The sequence below is a fragment of the Maribacter luteus genome (genome assembly GCF_009674825.1).
GTDB lineage: Bacteria > Bacteroidota > Bacteroidia > Flavobacteriales > Flavobacteriaceae > Maribacter_A > Maribacter_A luteus.
This window is the reverse complement of the sequence record NZ_WKJH01000001.1, coordinates 574,010-595,243: the sequence shown is the minus strand read 5'-3', so window position 1 is coordinate 595,243 and position 21,234 is coordinate 574,010. Positions and strand designations below refer to the sequence as shown.

General features: G+C 40.3%; 15 protein-coding genes. 6 read left to right on the top strand and 9 right to left on the bottom strand.

Features of this window, described 5'->3' with window-relative positions; translation table 11 throughout:
• Positions 1–15 precede the first annotated feature (15 nt).
• From GJ691_RS02445 to GJ691_RS02435, 3 genes are all read right to left on the bottom strand, one after another.
• Positions 16–1,923, bottom strand: a complete 1,908-nt coding sequence (locus GJ691_RS02445) for an alpha-amylase family protein (protein WP_246200086.1) — start codon at positions 1,921–1,923, stop codon at positions 16–18.
• Between the two features lie 29 nt (positions 1,924–1,952).
• Positions 1,953–2,903, bottom strand: a complete 951-nt coding sequence (locus GJ691_RS02440; protein WP_154363384.1) for a carbohydrate kinase family protein — start codon at positions 2,901–2,903, stop codon at positions 1,953–1,955.
• Positions 2,904–3,099: 196 nt separating this feature from the next.
• Positions 3,100–5,643 (bottom strand): adenosylcobalamin-dependent ribonucleoside-diphosphate reductase, encoded by a 2,544-nt coding sequence (locus GJ691_RS02435; RefSeq protein ID WP_154363383.1) that lies wholly within the window; start codon positions 5,641–5,643, stop codon positions 3,100–3,102.
• 289 nt (positions 5,644–5,932) lie between these two features.
• On the opposite strand from GJ691_RS02435, the gene GJ691_RS02430 reads away from it, so the two are divergent.
• The 4 genes from GJ691_RS02430 (at position 5,933) to GJ691_RS02415 (ending at position 10,002) form a co-directional block, all read left to right on the top strand.
• Positions 5,933–7,072, top strand: a complete 1,140-nt coding sequence (locus tag GJ691_RS02430; RefSeq protein ID WP_154363381.1) for an SPFH domain-containing protein — start codon at positions 5,933–5,935, stop codon at positions 7,070–7,072.
• A 59-nt stretch (positions 7,073–7,131) separates the two neighbouring features.
• Positions 7,132–8,214 (top strand): TFIIB-type zinc ribbon-containing protein, encoded by a 1,083-nt coding sequence (locus GJ691_RS02425; protein ID WP_154363378.1) that lies wholly within the window; start codon positions 7,132–7,134, stop codon positions 8,212–8,214.
• Positions 8,211–8,945, top strand: a complete 735-nt coding sequence (locus GJ691_RS02420; protein WP_154363376.1) for a metallophosphoesterase — start codon at positions 8,211–8,213, stop codon at positions 8,943–8,945. Before GJ691_RS02425 ends, GJ691_RS02420 begins: the two co-directional genes overlap by 4 nt.
• A 61-nt stretch (positions 8,946–9,006) precedes the next feature.
• On the top strand, positions 9,007–10,002 hold the full coding sequence (locus tag GJ691_RS02415; protein ID WP_154363374.1) for an acyl-ACP desaturase: 996 nt from the start codon (positions 9,007–9,009) through the stop codon (positions 10,000–10,002).
• A gap of 41 nt (positions 10,003–10,043) precedes the next feature.
• Here GJ691_RS02415 and GJ691_RS02410 read toward each other — a convergent pair whose 3' ends face one another.
• Positions 10,044–10,619: a hypothetical protein gene (locus GJ691_RS02410; protein WP_154363372.1), complete on the bottom strand. Its 576-nt coding sequence runs from the start codon at positions 10,617–10,619 to the stop codon at positions 10,044–10,046.
• A 27-nt stretch (positions 10,620–10,646) separates the two neighbouring features.
• Entirely contained in the window at positions 10,647–11,552 is a 906-nt protein-coding gene (locus GJ691_RS02405; RefSeq protein WP_154363370.1) for an OmpA family protein, read from the bottom strand.
• A 414-nt stretch (positions 11,553–11,966) separates the two neighbouring features.
• Here GJ691_RS02405 and GJ691_RS19785 point away from each other — a divergent pair, with 414 nt between their 5' ends.
• Positions 11,967–12,089, top strand: a complete 123-nt coding sequence (locus GJ691_RS19785) for a hypothetical protein (protein ID WP_281351200.1) — start codon at positions 11,967–11,969, stop codon at positions 12,087–12,089.
• 150 nt (positions 12,090–12,239) lie between these two features.
• Here the strand turns inward: GJ691_RS19785 and amaB are convergent, their stop codons facing one another.
• The 4 genes from amaB to GJ691_RS02385 form a co-directional block, all read right to left on the bottom strand.
• Positions 12,240–13,793: an L-piperidine-6-carboxylate dehydrogenase gene (gene amaB, locus GJ691_RS02400; protein WP_154363369.1), complete on the bottom strand. Its 1,554-nt coding sequence runs from the start codon at positions 13,791–13,793 to the stop codon at positions 12,240–12,242.
• A 102-nt stretch (positions 13,794–13,895) separates the two neighbouring features.
• Positions 13,896–14,258: a DUF1304 domain-containing protein gene (locus GJ691_RS02395; protein ID WP_154363368.1), complete on the bottom strand. Its 363-nt coding sequence runs from the start codon at positions 14,256–14,258 to the stop codon at positions 13,896–13,898.
• 3 nt (positions 14,259–14,261) lie between these two features.
• A complete protein-coding gene (locus GJ691_RS02390; RefSeq protein ID WP_154363366.1) occupies positions 14,262–14,801 on the bottom strand; it encodes a 3-hydroxyanthranilate 3,4-dioxygenase in 540 nt (179 codons plus the stop codon).
• A 99-nt stretch (positions 14,802–14,900) separates the two neighbouring features.
• Positions 14,901–15,377: a CAP domain-containing protein gene (locus GJ691_RS02385; RefSeq protein WP_154363364.1), complete on the bottom strand. Its 477-nt coding sequence runs from the start codon at positions 15,375–15,377 to the stop codon at positions 14,901–14,903.
• A 333-nt stretch (positions 15,378–15,710) separates the two neighbouring features.
• Between GJ691_RS02385 and GJ691_RS02380 the strand changes: the two genes are divergently transcribed.
• Entirely contained in the window at positions 15,711–21,230 is a 5,520-nt protein-coding gene (locus tag GJ691_RS02380; protein WP_154363362.1) for an alpha-2-macroglobulin family protein, read from the top strand.
• Positions 21,231–21,234 lie beyond the last annotated feature (4 nt).

Genomic DNA, 21,234 nt, shown 5'->3' with positions numbered 1-21,234 from the left:
AAAGCATTATCGAGGCTATTCTATATTGTTTTTGGATAGCCATAATATTTCATAGGGATCAAGTTTTAAAGTGCCGTTTACGAAAACTGGCTGCTCGCCTGAAATCAAATCAATGACATTGTTTTCAGATCCATAGGTGCCAAGTGCGTTTTCGTATATAGTTTGTGGTACTTCATCAAAATTACATACGACCAATATTCCGTTGTTCTTACCTAAAGGCCTTTCGTAAATAAAAAAGTGGGGATTATGTGCTTCATAAAGAATTACCTGATTCTTATCTGCGAAAGCATGATAGCTCTTGCGCAGTTTGATCAAGTGCTGTAAGGTCAGGAAAATTTGTGTTTGATGGTTATTTCCAGAATCGATTTGAGCTATGGTATTCCAATCCTGAAAAGGCCTGTTGACCCATCTACCATCTTCTTTTTTGTCGTTATCCTCGAGATAGGAATAATCGTTAAGGGTTCCGATTTCATCTCCTGCATAGATAAGGGGTACGCCCCCATAAGAGAGAATTATCGCATGCATCATAATGATTTTGGCAATGGACTGGTCTATTTTGGCTTGATCGTTTTGTTCCAGAGCCATTTCCAGCCCCAATAATGATGCGGCACTGCCCGTAATCCTGCCATCACCTGTTTTTGGGTTGTACATGAACATATGGCCTTTGGCCGGTGACCAATCAATATTTTGACAGTAGTAATCGAGCAAGAATTTGCGATGCGAAACGGCGTTCCAACCTAATTCATGAATATGATGATCCTCAAACCCAAGCCCAATATCGTCATGGCAACGTATGTAATTGATCCAAGTACTTTCTTTGGGCTTCTCGGGTAAAGATTTAATGTTTTTATAGAGCAACACTGCTTTTTTCGTAGCAATGGCATCCCATAACAAGGCCATTAACGTGGCATTATAGGCAATTTCACACTCATTGCCCATCATTCTTCCCGAACCGAAATATTTGATGATTTCCTTTGGGGCAACGATAGCTTCAGCCAGGAATACGACTCCTGGTGCTATTACCTGTAGGCACATCCTGAATAAGGAAATAAGGGTATGTGCCTCGGGCAGGTTCTGTGACTCAGTGCCCAGTTTTTTCCACATAAAGGCCAAGGCATCCAAACGTACTACATCAACTCCAAGATCGGCAAGCTTTGTTAAGTTTCCCAACATCTCTATGAAAACCATTGGGTTCGAATAGTCAAGGTCCCATTGGTATGGGTTGAATACGGTCATTACCCATTTTTGCATTTCTGCATTGTAGGTAAAATTACCGGGAGAGGTCATAGGGAATATCTCAGGAAGTGTAGTCTCAAACTCATCAGGTATGGTGCGGTCTGGGTAGATATGGTAATAGCCTTGATATTTAAGGTCACCGGCAACGGCCTTTTTTGCCCAAGGATATTCATCGGACGTATGGTTGGCAACGAAGTCCAACATCAAATACATGTTTTTGTCACGCATTTTTTGAGTTAGGCTAAGAAGGTCTTCTTGTGTGCCGTAACGTGGGTCTACTTTGTGATAACTGTTTACGGCATAGCCACCGTCATTTTCCCCTTTAGGTCTTGGGGTAATAGGCATTAGGTGAACGAAATTCACTCCCAATTTTTCGAAATACCCCAATTTCTTTTCCAGCCCCTTAAGATCTTTGTTAAAATGATCCACGTACAATTGCATGCCTACAAGTTCTTGTGACATGTACCAATTTCCTTTTTTGACACGGTCAATATCCATCGATTTTAGGGATGACGGTCTATTTTTGAATAGCTCAGGAAGCGTGGTTAATAGTCTCTTGAATGATTTTTTATGTTGATTTTCAGGATATAGCGAAAAAAACAGGTCTTTAATCAAAGTGAAGTTTGTGGCCAGTCTTTGCTCAAAAAGGGATTCAACATCATTTGCCTTGGTTTTCTTATTTTCCAAAGCAAGGTATTTATGAATGGATGCCTGGTTCATTTAATGGCTTGGAGTTGTTCTAGATTGGGTAAAGAGGGGATTGCTCCAAAATTAGTAGTGGTCAATGCACCGGCCTTGTTTGCTTCTTTTACCATCCCTTTCAATAAATCAATATCTTCAAGAATTTGCATAGGATCATGCAAAAGTGATATTTGATAAAGAAGGCACCCGATAAAGGCATCGCCCGCACCGGTTGTATCGACAGGAGTTACAGGAATACTTGGTATCTTGTGTTTTGTGTTTTCCGTGCTGAGTAAGGTGCCATCCCCTCCCAAGGTAATAACGATTGTTTTGGTGCCTATTTCGTGTAAAACATCACAGCATTCCTCTAAATTGGTCTTACCGGCTATCAGTTGGGCCTCTTCCAGACTGAATTTGCATAAATGGGCTTTTTGTATAAATGGCATGCATTTTTTCACAAATATGGCTTCTTCCTCTTTCCACAGGTCAGCCCTAAAATTAGGGTCAAAGCTTATGAAGGAATTTTGGGTAAGGGCATCGAAAAAGTACCGACCATATGCAGCTTCCAAATCACCCCCCAAAAGTGCGGTGGCCGATCCAAAATGTATAATGTTATCTTGGAATGAATTTTTAATACTGGAGTCGTACTTCAATTTTTTATCCGCTCCACGGCTGAAGACAAAATCGCGCTCCCCGTCTTCGGCAATTGAGACAAAGGCGATCGTGGTAAATGTTTTTGACCGCTGTGCCAAACTGATATCTACATGGTTGTCTTCTAAGACACCTAGTAAAAATGAACCGAACTGTCCAGGACCTACACATCCGATAAATTTGCTCAATCCGCCAAGCTTGGCAATGGCACAGGCTACGTTGGCAGGTGCACCACCTGCTTTTTTTGTGAACACATCGGCTTTGGAAAGGTCGTTTCCTTGATTTTCAGCTATAAAATCAATGAGCAATTCCCCGATACAATAAACTTTCTTCATTTAAAAACGTACTAATAAGTACAAGTTACTTACAAAAAGGGAATTATTCCAGAATTTTATATGAATTTATGGTGAAGGTGGTTTTAAGGTTGGGGAATAACATATGTTAAATATTAAAAAACCGCAATGACCATAAACGGTTATTGCGGTTTTGTACTGAAAATCAATTAATGTCTTTCTTTAAAAGTTCAAATAATCAACCACATTTAGAAGAACCACAGTCCTTACAGGTTAGGCATCCTTCTTGGTAAATTAAATTTGTTGATTTACAATTATCACATTTTTGACCGGTGGCTACGGTGCCATCTTCAACAAAACGTTTTAGGGCACGGGTAACACCATTTTTCCAGGTATTTATCGATTCGCCATCCAATTGAAGACTATTGATCAAGTCGACTATTTTTTCGATAGGCATGCCATGACGCAAGGTACTGGATATCAATTTGGCATAATTCCAGAATTCAGGGTTGAATTTATGGGAAAGTCCTTCAATTGTCGTTTTATATCCTCTCTTGTTCTTGTATTGAAAATCGTAACGGGAAGTGCCGTCCTCATTCCTGTTTTTAATGATCAATCCGTCTTCTACCCAACGAGGTATCAATATACCATCTTCATCATCGGCCAAACCAGTAAAGATTTCATAAGGTTTGTCATCTATCAATCCGATAAAAGCAATCCACTTTTCCTTGTTGTTCTGAAAGCGGACAACATCGGCTTCCAATACTTCTGGTCGCTTTGTAGGGAAGGGTGTCAAGGTCTTGTCCGCTTCCGGTTCGTTGGCGATCAATACGCCTGATCTAGAACCATCACGGTAAACGGTAACCCCTTTACATCCTGATTTCCAAGCTTCTAAATATAATTTGCCGACCAACTCTTCTGGTACATCGTTGGGTAAATTGATGGTTACGCTAATGGAGTGGTCTACCCATTTTTGAACCGCTCCTTGCAAACGTACTTTGCTCAACCAATCAACATCGTTTGAGGTTGCTTTGTAGTAGGGTGATTTTTGAACGATTTTGTCTAGTTCTTCCTGGCTATATCTTTTTTCGGTGCTAATATCATTAGCTTCCATCCATTCTTTGAACCTGTGGTGGAAAACCACATACTCTTCCCATGAATCACCCACTTCATCTACGAAAGTGACTTTAGAGTTCTTGTCGTTCGGGTTTACTTTTCTTCTACGTTTGTAAACTGGCATGAATACCGGCTCTATACCTGAACTGGTTTGGGTCATTAAACTTGTGGTCCCAGTTGGCGCTATGGTCAATAAGGCAATATTACGACGCCCGTATTCCAACATTTCATAATATAATTTTTCATCGGCATCCTTGAGACGAAGTATAAAAGGATTGTCTTTTTCCCTTTCGGCATCAAAGATTTCGAAAGCTCCTCTTTCCTTAGCAGCATGTACGGAGGCCCTGTAGGCCTCAACCGCGATGGTTTTATGGATTTCGACAGAAAAAGTATTGGCTTCATCGCTGCCGTACCTTAAACCTAAAGCGGCCAACATATCCCCTTCAGCTGTAATACCAATACCGGTTCGGCGGCCACTGATCGCTTTTTCCTTGATTTTCTCCCATAAACGTATTTCTACAGCTTTGGTTTCGTCAAGTTCAGGATCCGCAGCGATTTTCTCCAAAATGCGATCAACCTTTTCCAGTTCAAGGTCAATGATATCGTCCATGATACGTTGTGCAGCCCCAATATGCTTTTTAAATAAAGGAAAGTTGAACTTTGCTTTTTTCGTAAAGGGCTGATCTACGTATGAGAAAAGATTCACGGCCAATAATCTACAGGAATCGTAAGGGCATAAAGGAATTTCCCCACAAGGATTCGTTGATACAGTTTTATAACCTAGATCCGCATAACAGTCCGGTACCGATTCATTAATGATGGTATCCCAAAACAAAATTCCAGGTTCCGCAGATTGCCATGCATTATGAACGATTTTGCCCCATAATTTATTCGCTTCTATTTCTTTAGTGAATTTTGGGTCATCGCTGTGAATAGGGAATTTCTGGGTGTAGTTGGTGTTGTTGGCTACCGCCTTCATGAAATCGTCATCGATTCGCACAGAAACATTTGCCCCGGTTACCTTACCTTGTTCCATTTTGGCATCGATAAAATCTTCTGCATCAGGATGGTTTATTGAGACCGAAAGCATTAGGGCACCTCTTCGTCCATCTTGGGCCACTTCCCTTGTGGAATTTGAGTAACGCTCCATAAATGGCACCAGTCCGGTAGAAGTCAATGCGGAATTTTTGACAGCCGAGCCTTTAGGTCTAATATGGGAAAGATCATGGCCTACCCCTCCACGACGTTTCATCAATTGCACCTGTTCTTGGTCAATTTTCATTATGCCGCCATAAGAATCGGAATTGCCTTCATTTCCTATCACAAAACAATTGGATAGGGACGCAACCTGGTACGGATTTCCTATACCCGCCATTGGGCTGCCTTGGGGTACGATATATTTGAAGTTCTTTATTAGATCATAAACCTCTTTTTCAGAAAGGGGATTAGGATATTTTTGCTCAACTCTGCTAATTTCCTTCGCGATTCTGCGATGCATATCGTCAGGGTTGAGTTCATAGATATTGCCATCGGAATCTTTGAGGGCATATTTGTTAACCCATACTTGGGCTGCTAGGTCATCGCCTTTAAAATAAGCAAGGCTGGATTGGTAGGCTTCTTCTTGGGAATAGATTTTCCTTTGGGACTGAACTGTTTTTAACTGCATTTGTGAATGATATGGTTTAAGGTGCTTAGAATTTTAATGTAAAAGTATGCAAAAAGAAAAGAATCACATCATGACAAAAGTCATAAAGTGTACAAGAAAAAGTAGTTAAAAGACTAAAAATCAGATATATAATAAATTATCAACAAAATAAAGTTAACAAATTTATTAAATTTTTGATTCTGGAAAGCTAATAATTGAAACTGTTGGTAGACCAATTAATTATGGGGTTTTGCCCTTTGGAACAATTAAATAAATCCTTATCTTTTAACAAAATAAAAATATTGATACCATGAATATATTTGATGAAATAAAGAATAAACTGAGTCACGAGTTTATAGACATTATTGAATGGTTGGATACTTCTAACGACACCATCGTTCATCGGTTCGAAAGATATCAGAACGAAATCAAGAACAATGCAAAACTCATTGTTCGGGAAGGTCAAACAGCGGTTTTCGTAAACGAAGGACAATTAGCTGATGTATTTAAACCGGGAACATATACCTTAAGTACAAAGAACCTACCCATATTAACAACTTTAAAAGGGTGGAAATATGGTTTTGACAGCCCCTTTAAAGCTGAGGTCTATTTTGTGAACACCCGTTTGTTCACCGATGAGAAATGGGGGACAAAAAATCCTTTTATGTTGAGCGATGAAAGATTTGGGTTGGTCGAGATCAGAGCCTTCGGAACCTATAGTTTTCGAATCAACGATCCTGGGAAATTTGTTGTGGATGTTGTTGGCACCGATGGTAATTTTACCAACTACGAAGTCAATGAACACTTAAAAAGTTTAATCGTGACCCGTTTCACCGATACGGTTGGGGAAGCCAATCTGCCCATAGAATTATATGCAGCCAATACCAGCGAACTTTCGGAAACCTGCCAAGACGTGATGCAACCTGAATTTGGACGGGTGGGCATAGAACTTGAAAAATTCTATATCGAGAATGTTTCAATGCCAGAAGAGCTCAAAAAAGAAATATTCGAATATAGCCGACTCGATAAACTCGATATGACCAAATTATCACAATTCAAAGCAGCCAAGGCCATGGAGGCAGCTGCCAAGAATGAAGGTGGCACTGCTGGAGCAGGCATGGGTATGGGAATGGGCTTTGTGTTGGCACAGCAAATGGGGAACATGATGGGGCATGGGGCAACCCAACAACCTTTTGGTGGGCAACCCCAACAAGCTGCTGTAACCCCTCCGCCAATGCCGGCACAAGTGCTTTACCATTACGCTGTAAATGGTCAACAAGCCGGCCCCGTTACCTTTGATAAGTTGAAAGAGCTTTTTGCCAGTAGAACCATTAATAGGGATTCCTTGGTTTGGAAACCGGGTATGGCCAATTGGTCGGCATTGAAAGATGTTGAGGAACTAAAGGTGTTTTTAGGAGGTAGTACCCCACCACCATTACCAACAGTTTAAATAACCATATAACTATTTCTTGAATTTCCACAGGGTAGTGGTAAATGCAACATTTATATATGGAAGAAATCCTGAATTCCGAAGCCAATAAGTCCTGTGCCAATTGTGGTGCGGAACTTAAATTCAAACCTGGTTCAAATCAGCTTACTTGTGAATATTGTGGTTATGAAGAATTTATTGAACAAACGAAAAGCAGCTTTGAAGAACTGGAACTTGAGCATTACCTTAAAGTTGTTGGGGAAAATGCCTATACGGAATCTATAGATCTACTTCATTGTAAAAACTGTGGTGCGAACCAACATGTGGAGGAAAATTATAAATCCCTCAATTGTGTATATTGTGGAGAACCCCTTATTCGTGAGGATATTGAAAAGGAGGGTTGGATCCTTCCCGGGGCACTGGTGCCTTTTCAATTGGACGGTAAAAAGGCCCGTTCCATTTTTAAAAAATGGGTAAGTAGCATTTGGTTCGCGCCAAATAATTTGAAGCGAGCTGCGCTTGACCCAGAGGGTTTGCGAGGTCTTTATGTTCCGTATTGGACTTTTGATTCTAATTTGTACGCGGAATATCAAGGTCAACGAGGTGATTATTATTATGAAACACGAAAGGTGCGTACCAAAAATGGCACGCAGACCCGACAGGTTCGTAAAACAAGATGGTCAAGCGCATCAGGTACCGTAAGTGGTTTTGTAGATGATATTTTGATAAACGCCTCGGAAAAAAAACGAAGGGAAATACCAGCTAAAATAGCCCATTGGAACCTAAAGGAACTGGCAGTTTTCAATTCAAAGTATTTGGCTGGGTTTGTTACCGAAAAATATACCATTTCCTTGAAAGAAGGTCATCACCGATCATTTCAGGAAGCCAAGGATATTGCCTATAACTGGATTCGGAGGGATATTGGTGGCGATACCCAACGCATAGGGCATGCAGATATAAAATTGTCCGACGAGACATTTAAACACATTTTGCTACCTGTATATATCAGTTCATATAGATATAGCGGTAAGGAGTACCTTTTTTATATTAATGGGCAAACAGGAGCTTTAAGTGGTTCTAGACCATATTCTTTCTGGAAAATATTCTTTTTAGTGCTTTTTATTCTTGTAGTAATCGTCCTTATTGCGATTTTTGCACAATGATGACAAAAAGGACATTGGTAATAGGTGATATTCACTCTGGTTTAAAGGCTCTTGAACAAGTATTGTTGAGGGCCGAAGTTTCCTCGACAGATAGATTGATTTTTTTAGGGGATTACGTTGATGGTTGGAGTACCGCTGTGGAAACCGTGGATTTCTTGATGGATTTTGAAAAGACCCACGAGTGTGTTTTCTTAAGGGGAAACCACGATGAACTTTGCTCCAATTGGCTTCAAACCGCTGAGGATAACCCAACTTGGTTGCAACATGGTGGCGCATCGAGTGTTCAATCTTACAACAAGGCCAATAAATCTACCATAGAAAATCATATAGGTTTTTTCAATTCCTTAGTCAATTATCAACTGGATCCGGATAACCGAATTTATTTACATGCCGGTTTCACCAATATCAAAGGTGTAGAATACGAGTATTTCACTAAGACTTTCTATTGGGACAGAACCCTATGGGAATTGGCACTTTCTCTCAACCCTTCCTTACCGAAAGACCATCAGTATTATCCTAAAAGGTTGGTACATTACGATGAGATATTCATTGGTCACACCCCTGTTACACGAATAGGAAAGACGACTCCACAAAAAGCCGCCAACGTTTGGAATATTGATACCGGTGCTGCTTTTTTCGGACCGATATCGATTATGGATGTACATACCAAACAAGTATGGCAGAGCGATCCTGTACACACTTTATATCCTAACGAAAAGGGCAGGAATTAAATTTTAGCACAACTTTATCTAAATTTTATTGATATAATTGTATCTTATATAAAAAGAAAACATGGTAAAGAAAAATATAAGATTGGAAGTAATGCAGGCCATTGAGCCTAAAGTTGGGGAGTTTATGGAGTCATTCCTGATTCCCATCGAAGACATTTGGCAACCATCTGATTTTCTTCCGGATCCTAAAAGTGATAATTTTTTGAATGACATTGACCAATTGCGCGAAGAGTCAAAAGAATTGGGATATGACTTCTGGGTGACCATGGTAGCCGATACGATTACTGAAGAAGCCTTGCCTACATATGAGGCTTGGTTAATGGATGTTGAGGGAATAAACCAGCATGAAGGAAAAGAAAACGGTTGGTCTAAATGGGTACGTGCCTGGACGGCGGAAGAAAACCGTCATGGTGATGTGCTGAACAAGTACTTATATCTGTCAGGACGCGTTAATATGCGCGAAGTTGAAATTACTACACAGCATTTGATCGCTGACGGATTCGATATCGGTACCGATAGGGATCCGTACAAAAACTTTGTCTACACCTCATTTCAGGAATTGGCCACGAACATATCACACAAAAGGGTAGGACAAATGGCCAAAAAGAAAGGCAATGCCCTTTTAGGAAAAATGTGCACGATAATCGCTGGTGACGAAATGCGACATCATTTAGCATACAGGGAGTTCGTAAAGCACATTTTTGGTGAGGATCCTTCCGGGATGATGTTGGCCTTTGCGGATATGATGAAAAAGAAGATAGTAATGCCAGCCCATTTTTTAAGGGAGTCAGGAGGGAATATTGGTACCGCCTTTGAAAATTTCTCCAATTGTGCCCAGCGTTTGGGGGTTTATACGGCCCAAGACTATATTGATATTCTTAAGAAATTAAATGCTTATTGGGAATTGGATGCTGTTAGAAGTTTAACCGATGAAGCTGAAAAAGCACGTGATTATTTAATGAAATTGCCGCAAAGGTTGCAACGTATTTCCGAACGAATGTCGTTTCCTGAAGACCAATACCACTTTAAATGGGTTGAGGCCAACGGAGCATTATAGAATAAAAATCCCTGACGTTTATGTCAGGGATTTTTTTTGGGTTATAATTTTCCGTGATCGTGTTCATCTTGCCACTTGGCAAGTTCTTTCCATTTACCTTCATAGCACATTTTTGCTTGCATTGGCCATGAGGCTGGATCGTGTACTTTATAACGGTCACCACCGCCGGCAAGTACTTTTCTACAATCGGCTACCGATGTTTCGGAAAGTGCCTTCCAAGTTTTTATTCCTGAATCAATGAACATTCCTGAAATTTTTGGGCCAATACCTTCGACAACTTTAAGGTCATCTTGTTTTATTGTCTTGCCCATCGCAGCTTTCGCGGCAGCGGCATCAAAAGGAATCAGCTTCTCTTTTGGGGGTTCGGGAGCCATTGAAGCGGCAGCCACCGCACCTCCTGCAGCTGCCATAGCGGCCCCGGCGGATAGTTTTCCTTTACAGGCATCAAGATCTGCTTGTAATTTTGCGTTTTTATCCTGTAGAAGTTTTAAATCTGCAGAATTATCTATAGTTGTTGTGCTTTTGTTTTTACCCAGGAGATATCCAAAGTAAGCACATAGTAAACCTACCAATAGCGGAATTAACCAGCACCAAATATTCATAGTTGAAAAATCCATTTTTTTATACGTTTTAAGGTTAGTGATTTAATTTAAAGTAATTACGGTTCGTCTATTTTGTGCTTTTCCTTCTTCGGTAGCATTACTCGCAATAGGTTCATCAGGACCTTTTGAAGTTGCATTTATTTTACTTTCAGGAATTCCATTGCGCATTAAATAGGATTTTGCGAAGTCCGCTCTCTGTTGGCCCAATACGATATTGGCAGCTCTTTGTCCGGTATTGTCGCTATGGCCTACAACATTGGCCATTGAACCATCAACCTTATCTAAATAGGAAGAGATATCAGCGAATTTTTGTCGTTGTGCGGCGGTCATGTTTATTGAAGCTTCCGCAGTGTTGAACTGAAGAACTAATGGATCGTTGTTTATGCGATCATATAATTCTTTTAATTTGGCATCGGCATCCTCAGATCGATCTCCCAAACCATATTCCAAAGGTCCTAAGTATATATTGTCTTTAGGAATCAGGTCATCATTCAAGACGCCTACGGGATTTAATACGCTAGACGGAATACCTTTAGAAACAAAATAGTTCTTTACGGCATTGGCCCTTGCCAATCCCAAATTGGGGAATGCGGAATCGTTTTCCTCATCGCTTTTATAAAAACCGGTTATGTTGACCACTTTACCGGCATTGTTGGTCAAGAAAGATTTTAATCCGTCGATTCCATTTTCAACATTTTGGGAAACCGGCATAAGAATATCGGCGGATGATGGATTAAAATTGAAATTGTCGTTTGTACTGTAGTCATAGCCTCCAGAGTTGAAAGCAAAGGGGTATGACGTAGCTTCAGGTACCACTGGGGCCATAACCTCTTTCTGGGGCTTTTCGTTAGACGCCATTCCACATTCACTGCAACAGGTAATGTAAAAATACGTCCCTGCCAGAATAATGATGATTATCCCTAGTAGGTTTGTAGATTTTTTTGTCATTGTTTATGATCATTTAGTGTTTAGATCCCCAATGTAGTAAAAAAACTTAAAAAATGTTAAAAAATCCATACTAAATCCTCTGAATCAAGGGGGTAGAAATAGACATGGTTTACCATTCACACAACTTTCCTTACCAAGTATGAAAAAAAGGGAATGACTGTACGGGTATTTTTTGGAAATTGCCCTAAATATAAGATTTGGCCCTATCTCTCCCGACAAGGTTCCGGCATTGGGATCGGGTTTGCTATTGAATTGAAATAACATTTAGAATGAATGGAGTTGTTTAGGAATGTCAATAACAATGACAATCGATACATTCATACAAAAGATGTGACCAATGGCACAGAAATACTTGGTTTTAATTAAAGTTACTAGTAGGTTTATGTAATCGGGAACTTGTTAGAAAACAACTATATGAAAGCCAAAATCAAGAACCTGTTCACTTTTTGCTGTATGGTGGTTGTCCTTGGCACCCAAGCCTTATTGGAAGGTAGTTGGAAAGTAGAACAGCACGAACGAAGAAAATTGGAATCTTGACCTAAGTATGGAATGGTCAGAACAATGGAACTTTAATTATTTCTTTATAATTTGAGTTAGTTAGTTGGTTGAGAACCCGCTGACCGTTTTAGATGGTATAGCTTACAGCAAGATACCTAATTGAAACGGTCAGCGGGTTTTTTTATGGGGTTATAAGTCAAATTTAATTCCTTGGGCAAGAGGTAGTTCGGTAGTATAGTTTATGGTATTGGTTTGTCTGCGCATATAAATCTTCCATGCATCGGAACCTGATTCACGCCCTCCACCTGTTTCTTTTTCACCACCAAAAGCACCTCCGATTTCTGCACCAGAGGTACCTATGTTCACATTTGCAATACCACAGTCGCTTCCCGCACAGGAAAGAAAGTTTTCAGCTTCACGAAGATTGTTGGTCATAATTGCCGATGATAGGCCTTGAACTACTCCGTTCTGTAAAGCAATGGCATTTTGTACCTCGCCGGAATATTTTAATAGATATAAAATGGGTGCGAAAGTTTCGTGTTGAACAATCCCGAAATCGTTTTTAGCTTCAGCAATGGCTGGTTTTACATAGCATCCACTTTCAAAGCCTTCACCTTTTAGAACTCCACCTTCGACAATCATTTTGCCTCCTTCTTCCTCAACTTGTTTCAAAGCTTTTTCATATAGGGTAACGGCAGCGGTGTCTATTAAAGGGCCTACATGGTTGTTTTCGTCTAAAGGATTTCCGATCCTTAATTGGTTATAGGCCTTAATAAGGGCATCTTTTACGGTATCGTAAACAGATTCATGAACGATCAACCTTCTTGTAGATGTACAACGTTGGCCAGCTGTACCGACCGCACCAAAGACCGCTCCGATAATAGTCATTTTAATATCAGCATCAGGGGTAACGATTATGGCATTGTTCCCTCCAAGTTCTAACAGTGATTTCCCTAGCCTTGAGGCAACGGCCTGAGCTACGATTTTTCCCATTCGAATTGAACCTGTCGCGGAAACCAAAGGTATGCGATTATCATGGGTCATCAGTTCCCCGACTTTATAGTCGCCATTGATCAAACAAGAAATACCTTCAGGCAAGTTATTGGCCTTAAAAACCGTGGCAGCTATATTTTGGCAGGCGATGCCACAAAGCGGTGCTTTTTCTGAAGGTTTCCAGATGCAAACATCACCACATACCCATGCCAAGGCAGTATTCCAAGCCCAAACGGCCACTGGGAAGTTAAAAGCCGAGATTATGCCTACAACACCTAAAGGATGGTATTGTTCGTACATGCGATGTCCTGGGCGTTCGGAGTGCATGGTTAAGCCGTGGAGCTGCCGTGAGAGTCCGACCGCAAAGTCACAGATGTCTATCATTTCCTGTACTTCACCTAAGCCTTCTTGATAGCTTTTTCCCATTTCATAGGAAACTAATTTGCCCAATGGTTCTTTGAGTTCCCTGAGTTTATCCCCGAACTGACGAACGATTTCACCACGTTGGGGCGCAGGGGTGGTTCTCCAGGTTTTGAAAGAGCTGGTTGCACTGTTCATTACTTTCTCAAAATCCGATGCGGTTGTGGTTTTTACCTTTCCGATGAGGGCGCCATCTACAGGGGAGTATGATGAAATGATATCCCCGGAACCAAAATTGACCGAACCTGTTGATGTACCTTCATTAATATCTTTTATACCTAATTTTTGGAGGGCATCATCGATGCCGAATTCCTTTGCTATTTTTGACATTTTATAACTTTTTGACTTAGTATTGTTAAATCTATGACAAAATTATGAATAATTATGGGTATTGAACTTTAATTGGACGTACTGTGGTTATCCAAGTTCTGTTTAACCAAATAAAATTAGGGAAATTGCGATAAGTGCCGGTACGGCTTGTACAAAGAATATCTTTTTGTCTACTGAGAGTGCACCATAAATACCAGCAACTGAAACACATGCTAAAAAAAAGAGTGCGATGTTCATTGCCCAAGTAGGATCTTTGATAAAAAAAGACCAAAGGAGTCCCGCGGCCAAAAAGCCATTGTACAACCCTTGGTTTGCCGCTAGGGTTTTTGTAGGTTCGAAAAGGTCTTTTGGAAACGTATTGAATATTTTTTTGCCTTTGGTGGTCCAAGCGAACATTTCGAACCAAAGAAAATATAAATGCAATGCGGCAACCAGTCCTATGAGTATGTTTATTGCTATTTTCATGGTCTAATTGTCTTGGGTAAAACGTTCATCTACTGGCATTACCGTTCCGCAATGATCACAAGTGCGCAATTCTTCGGAACCATAGAAACGTTTAAAATGCCCTAGAAAATCCTTTTCAATATCATTTAACGTAAAATAGACCTCATATAACTTATGGTTGCAGTTGTCGCAGAACCAGAGTAAACCATCATCAACTTTCATATGAACCCTTTTTCGTTCTATGACCAAACCTATTGATCCTTGATGCCTAACGGGTGAATGTGGTATTTTCGCAGGATGCAGGTACATGTCACCAGGGCCAAGCTTCATGGTTTTTTTTTGTCCTTCTTCTTGAATATGTACCTCTATATTCCCTTCTAATTGATAAAAAAGTTCTTCGGTCTCATTATAATGGTAATCTTTACGGGCATTTGGCCCGGCCACTATCATTACAATATAATCCCCGGATTGTTTGTAAAGATTTTTATTCCCAACAGGTGGTTTGAGTAATTCACGATTTTCTTCGATCCACTTATTAAGGTTAAAAGGAGGTAGAACAGGCATAATAAAAATTTGAATATTTAAAGGCTATTATAGGCGACTTGTACCGATCTTAATAAGATCAGAGATTCAAATGTAAGAAAAGAATGCCGTACTTGGAGGTTACCTGTAAAAGAGCTGGGTAAAGTATAGATTGCCTTCGGAATCTTTCTTTACACTTACCGCAGTATGGGTGAAATCACCTTCCATTGTTTTTTTATGATCGGAACTTGCCAGCCAATTTTCAAAAGCCTCGTTCGCCGTAGTATAATCCTTGGCTACATTTTCGGCTACCATTTCGGCATTGACCTCAGCTGCTATACTTGAGGCTCTTGAACTGAAACCATCATGGCTTAGGTTGCCGGTAGCTATCATATAATCGTTATGCTCATTGGCATATTTATAGGCAAGGGTGCTGGACTCCAAAGATGTATAGCCTAATGACAAGCGATGGTCATTGACTATATCCAAGAGTTTGTTCTCTACTTCAATGTCATTCTTTGCCTCAAGAATGTTCGCGTCATCCAAAGATTCTTCACTACAAGAACCTAAAATGAAGACAAACATTATGAGGAATGCATGCGGCAATCTCATTTTCATACAATGTTCTAAATTGTAAGTAGGTGTTTTCCGGTATAAGTAGGTGGAGAATTGGGGTCTCGTGCTCTAAAGTTGAATGGGGTCTTTTCAACTGTGGTAATGATATAAAAAATTGCTGTAAATCCGTATGAAAATATCTTTTTTTTCGATGAACTGCATCCCACTTTTACATTTATCATATATATCACGGTCAAAATCTGATGATTCATAATCGATAAATGAAGCCAAGGTCCACCCTCAATTTAAAATTAATATAACCTTCTTTTACTTTTCTGCGAATTAGGACGTTTATTAATAAAATCCCTCTTATTTTTATATATAAATTATCATTTCATGAAAATCTTTCGGTTTTTAAGTTCCGCTGTTCTTCTCCTAATTTTTATCGGATGTAACCCAAAAAAAGAAAATACAATTGATCGTTTGGACGACCTTGGTAAATATCAAGAATATATTTCTGAGGTTAGTCATGGTATAATTTCCGTAAAAAGTGATATTCGGGTTGTATTTCAACAACCTGTAACATCATGGGAAAGTGGTGATGAGTTGAATAGTGACCTACTTTCAGTCTCCCCTAAAGTAAAAGGGAAAGTCGTGGCCCTGAACAATAGAACCTTAGCTTTTATTCCGGAAAAAGGTTTTGAACAAGATACCGATTATACCTTTACTTTAATGTTGAAGGATATTGTTGATGAACTCCCAAAAGAGTTGGGAAGCATGGCATTTGGAGTGAAGACACAAAAACAACAATTTAATCTTTATACAGAACCGTTACAATCTTATTCAAAACAATTACAGTTCATAAATGGCCAAGTACGTAGCTCGGATGTAATGTCGTTAGAAGTATTGAAACAACTCATATCGGTAAAACAAGAAGGTAAAGAAATTAAAGTAAGTTTTGAAGAGACCGTTAAGGAAGGTACCCAATTCTATTTTAAAATTGACAGTATACAGCGATTCGAAGAAGATACTTCATTGGAAATCTCATGGGATGGATCTAAGCATCAAATAGAAAGCTCAGGGAAGAATACGATAAATATTCCCGGTAAGAACAATTTCACGGTGTTGGAAGCATTAGTGCAAACCGGAGAAGAGCAATTGGTCTTGATCAATTTTTCGGACCCTATAAAAAAAGGCCAGAACTTGAAAGGATTGGTGGTCTTGGAAGGCTCTTCAGGTCCCAAATTCTCTATAAATGGGAATGTGCTTAAAGTATATCCCGGCGAAGAAATCAAAGGTTCTTCGCTGCTCGAGGTTTTTGAGGGAATCGAAAGTGCAGATGGTTATAAATTGAAATCCAAGTTCGAAGAACGTGTGGCCTTTGAGCAAATAAAACCCGAAGTTCGATTTTTATCGAACGGTACCATATTACCTTCATCAAGCAACCTAAAGATTAATTTTGAGACGGTAAACCTTAAAGCAGTTGACGTCACTGTTTTAAAGATATATGAGAACAATGTACTGCAATTTCTTCAGGGCAATGAAATGAACGGCAATTATAACCTACGTTCCGTAGCACGCCCGATTGCAGCCAAGAAAATAAAATTACACACCCAATTGTCGAATACTTACGGAAAATGGTCGGCACATGCATTGGATCTTAAGACATTGATAAGTCCTGACCCGGGTGCCATTTATCGGGTGGAATTCAACTTTAAACCTTCCTACAGTTCCTATAAATGTGATAGCACCAATTTTAGTACAGAGGAAGAAACTGAAGAGAACTTTGATGAAGAGCAGGAAGCTAGTTCATGGGACGGTGTTGAAACCTATTATGAAGATTATTATTACAACTATGATTGGAACGAGCGTGAAAACCCTTGCCACACTTCGTACTACTATAACAAGAAAATAGGGATCAACGTTCTGGCCAGTGACTTAGGACTGACCATAAAAAAGGGAGTCAATAACAGTTATTTTGTTGCGGTGAACGATATCTTGAATACCAATCCCATCGCAGGTGCCAAGGTTACTTTCTTTAATTTTCAACAACAGCCAATAGGTAATGTAATCACCGATGCGGATGGTACATCCCTATTCGACGCCGACAAAACGGCATTCTTTGCCATGGCCGAGAACAATGGGCAGAAAACCTATGTAAAACTTAATGATGGTAATGCACTATCGGTAAGTAAGTTCAATGTTTCGGGAGTACAACTACAAAAAGGCATTAAAGGATTCATTTTTGGGGAACGTGGGGTTTGGCGTCCTGGAGATCAAATCTACCTTTCGTTCTTGCTTAACGATAATGCCAATAAATTGCCCGAAAACCATCCGGTTAAATTGGAACTTATGGATCCCTATAATAAAGTGGTCCTACGTGAAGTACAAACTTCAGGATTGAATAATTTTTATCATTTCAATCTAAAAACCGATGAAAATGCCCCAACAGGAAATTGGTTGGCGAAAGTATCGGTAGGTGGGGCTTCGTTCACCAAAACGATTAAGGTCGAGACCATAAAACCCAATCGTTTAAAGATCAAATCTGAATTTGACGGGGAGGTTCTTTCAGGAGCCAAACCCATAGCCGGTCATTTAGAAGTGAAATGGTTACATGGGGCCATTGCCAAAAACCTTAAAGTAGATGTTATCACTAAGTTCAATGCACAAAAAACGAGTTTCAAATCTTTTCCAGGGTACGTCTTCGATGACCCTACAAGGGTTTTTGCCGCTGAGGAACAACGTATTTTTGAAGGTAGGTTGAATGCCGAGGGTAAGGCTGATTTTAACATGAATGCCCAACCGACAAATAGTTCTCCAGGTATGCTAAGTGCGGCATTCATGACCAAAGTTTATGAAAACGGCGGTGATTTCAGTACCGATGTATTTGTTAAGCCATATTCCCCTTATGAAACTTATGTTGGACTAAACACCCCGAAAGGAGACAAAACAAGAGGAATGCTATTGACCGATACCAAACACCTTTTCGAGGTGGTTTCGGTTGATGAAAAAGGTAAACCCAAGGCAGCAAAAAACCTGAAGGTAACCATTCATAAGGTGAATTGGAGATGGTGGTGGGACACTTCTGCGGATAATCTCAGTAATTTCAGTAGTAGTAATTATAGGGAGAAGGTATTTGATGAAACCATAAGTACGGATTCAAAGGGCAAGGCATCTTTTTCCTTTGAATTGAAATATCCCAATTGGGGCCGTTATTTAGTACGTGTTGAGGATCTCAAAGGGGGCCATGCAACAGGAAAGACCATATACATAGATTGGCCGGGATGGGCAGGGAAATCAAGGAAGAATGACCCTTCGGCAGCAACTATGTTGGTTTTTTCCACTGACAAGGAAAAGTATAATGTTGGGGAAATCGCAAATGTAACTTTCCCCAGTTCCGAAGGAGGCAGGGCTTTGGTTACCGTTGAAAATGGTAGCGAGGTGTTAGAATCGCTTTGGGTCGAGACCACAAAAGGGGAAACCCAGTTTCAATTGCCTATCAAGGATCTGTACACGCCCAATGTCTTTATCCACATATCATTACTGCAGCCCCATGCATCTTCCCTAAACGATTCACCCCTTCGTTTATATGGGGTTATTCCCATTTCCGTGGAGGATAAAAATACCAAATTGGAACCTGTTCTCGCTATGCCCGATGTACTTCGCCCAGAAGAAAGCATAACCCTAAAAGTAAGTGAGAAGAACAAAAAGGCAATGACCTACAGTATAGCCATGGTAGATGAAGGTCTATTGGATCTTACCCGATTTAAAACGCCGGATCCTTGGAACACTTTCTATGCCAAAGAAGCATTGGGTGTAAAGACTTGGGATATTTATGATGATGTTATAGGGGCTTTCGGTGGTCGAATCGATCAGGTTTTCGCCATTGGTGGAGACGGGGAAATGGCAGGTGCCAAGAATAAGAAAGCGAACCGTTTTGAACCTATGGTCATTTATTTAGGTCCGTTCGAATTAAAATCAGGCCAGACCCAATCACATAAAATAAAAATACCAAAGTATGTGGGGTCGGTGAGGACCATGGTTGTGGCCGGTGATAATATCAAAGAAGCATATGGAAGAATCGAAAAGACCACTCCCGTTCGTAAACCGCTAATGGTATTGGCTTCCTTGCCCCGTAAGATAACCCCAGGGGAAAAGGTAACCCTGCCAATTACTGTTTTTGCGATGGAAAAAAAGGTGAAGAATGTAACTGTTAAGATCAAACAGGATCAAGCATTCACTATTGATGGTGCCTCTTCACAGACGATCACGTTTGCCCAGCCCGATGAGAAAATGGTCTATTTTAATTTGAATGTTTCCGATTTTAAAGGTGTTGGCAAAGTAATCGTTGAGGCTTCCGGTAATGGAGAAAAGGCTTCGTTTGAAATTCCTATTGATGTGGTCAATCCCAACCCGATGACTTCCACGGTACAGGATTTGGTACTTGAAGGCCATGAAAGCCAAACATTCGATTTACAGACCTTTGGTATTTCAGGTAGCAATACTGCACAAATTGAAATTTCGACCTTACCTCCCATGAACTTCAATGGTAGAATGAACTATCTGATCCGTTATCCGCATGGTTGTATAGAGCAGACTACATCGGCCGCTTTTCCTCAGTTGTACTTGTCAGATATATTTGATTTGGACAGCAATCGAAAAAGTCAGGTCCAGAAACACCTGGAATATGCCATTCAGCGTTTAGGGGGGTATCAGTTGCCGAACGGGGGATTCTCCTATTGGCCCGGACAGGGAAGTGTCAATGATTGGGGAACCTCTTATGCCGGACATTTTTTATTGGAGGCCGAGAAAAAAGGGTTCGTATTACCGATAGGATTTAAGTCTAGTTGGGTCGGTTATCAGCAGCAGGTTGCAAAACAATGGCGCAGTGGTTCTGGAAATTCGGATTTGGCACAGGCCTATCGTTTATACACCTTGGCCTTGTCTGGTAATGCCGATGTGGCCTCGATGAACCGATTGCGGGAAACGAATAACCTTTCCAATGAATCGAAATACCGATTGGCTGCTACTTATGCCTTGATCGGTCAAAAGAGTGTTTCGGAAGAAATTATTTCCGGTGCCACTTTTGATTTTTCCGATAATAAATTCAATTATTACACCTATGGTTCGGAAAGCAGGAATAGGGCAATGGCCTTGGAAACCTTTGTGCTTTTAAAGAACATGGACAAGGCCAAGGAATTGGCGAATACCGTAGCCCAGAATTTAGGGGATAAAAGATGGATGAGTACCCAAAGCACGGCATATAGCCTTCTGGCAATGTCAAAGTTTGCGGGGATGATCGGTGGTAAAGGAATCAAGGCCAAGATTACCCTAAATGGGAATTCAACCGCTATAAAAACCGCTAAAACCTTGGTGACTAACGAGTTGAAAATCAAAGAAGGGAATAACTCCATAACCATGGTAAACGAAGAACAGAACATTCTTTATGCGACTATTGTGAACAGTGGAATTTTACCTGTGGGAGAAGAAAAAGTAGTGGAACGTAATCTTAGGGTGAGTTCGGTTTTTAAAGGAAGGGATGGTTCTCGAATAGACGTTTCAAAGATCATGCAAGGAACGGATTTTGTGGCAGAGGTAACTTTGACCAATATAACCGCTAACAAAATCGAGAATGTCGCGTTGACAACAATTTTCCCTAGTGGGTGGGAAATTGTTAATACCCGATTTACCGATTTTGGTTCTTTTGCCCAGAATAAAGTCGATCATACAGATGTCCGGGATGATCGAACAAATTTCTATTTTGATCTTGGTAAGAATGAAACCAAAACTTTCAAGGTGTTGCTTAATGCGTCTTATTTGGGTACTTATTATTTACCGGGAGTGCAGGCAGAAGCTATGTACGACAATGATTATGTTGCACGTACGAAGGGTAAATGGATAGAAGTTGTTCAGTAAACCA

Coding starts and splice junctions, on each gene's coding strand:
- GJ691_RS02440 (WP_154363384.1), bottom strand. CDS start 2,903: ATGAAGAAAGTTTATTGTATCGGGGAATTGCTCATTGATTTTATAGCT.
- GJ691_RS02435 (WP_154363383.1), bottom strand. CDS start 5,643: ATGCAGTTAAAAACAGTTCAGTCCCAAAGGAAAATCTATTCCCAAGAA.
- GJ691_RS02430 (WP_154363381.1), top strand. CDS start 5,933: ATGAATATATTTGATGAAATAAAGAATAAACTGAGTCACGAGTTTATA.
- GJ691_RS02425 (WP_154363378.1), top strand. CDS start 7,132: ATGGAAGAAATCCTGAATTCCGAAGCCAATAAGTCCTGTGCCAATTGT.
- GJ691_RS02420 (WP_154363376.1), top strand. CDS start 8,211: ATGATGACAAAAAGGACATTGGTAATAGGTGATATTCACTCTGGTTTA.
- GJ691_RS02415 (WP_154363374.1), top strand. CDS start 9,007: ATGGTAAAGAAAAATATAAGATTGGAAGTAATGCAGGCCATTGAGCCT.
- GJ691_RS02410 (WP_154363372.1), bottom strand. CDS start 10,619: ATGGATTTTTCAACTATGAATATTTGGTGCTGGTTAATTCCGCTATTG.
- GJ691_RS02405 (WP_154363370.1), bottom strand. CDS start 11,552: ATGACAAAAAAATCTACAAACCTACTAGGGATAATCATCATTATTCTG.
- GJ691_RS19785 (WP_281351200.1), top strand. CDS start 11,967: ATGAAAGCCAAAATCAAGAACCTGTTCACTTTTTGCTGTATGGTGGTT.
- amaB (WP_154363369.1), bottom strand. CDS start 13,793: ATGTCAAAAATAGCAAAGGAATTCGGCATCGATGATGCCCTCCAAAAA.
- GJ691_RS02395 (WP_154363368.1), bottom strand. CDS start 14,258: ATGAAAATAGCAATAAACATACTCATAGGACTGGTTGCCGCATTGCAT.
- GJ691_RS02390 (WP_154363366.1), bottom strand. CDS start 14,801: ATGCCTGTTCTACCTCCTTTTAACCTTAATAAGTGGATCGAAGAAAAT.
- GJ691_RS02385 (WP_154363364.1), bottom strand. CDS start 15,377: ATGAAAATGAGATTGCCGCATGCATTCCTCATAATGTTTGTCTTCATT.
- GJ691_RS02380 (WP_154363362.1), top strand. CDS start 15,711: ATGAAAATCTTTCGGTTTTTAAGTTCCGCTGTTCTTCTCCTAATTTTT.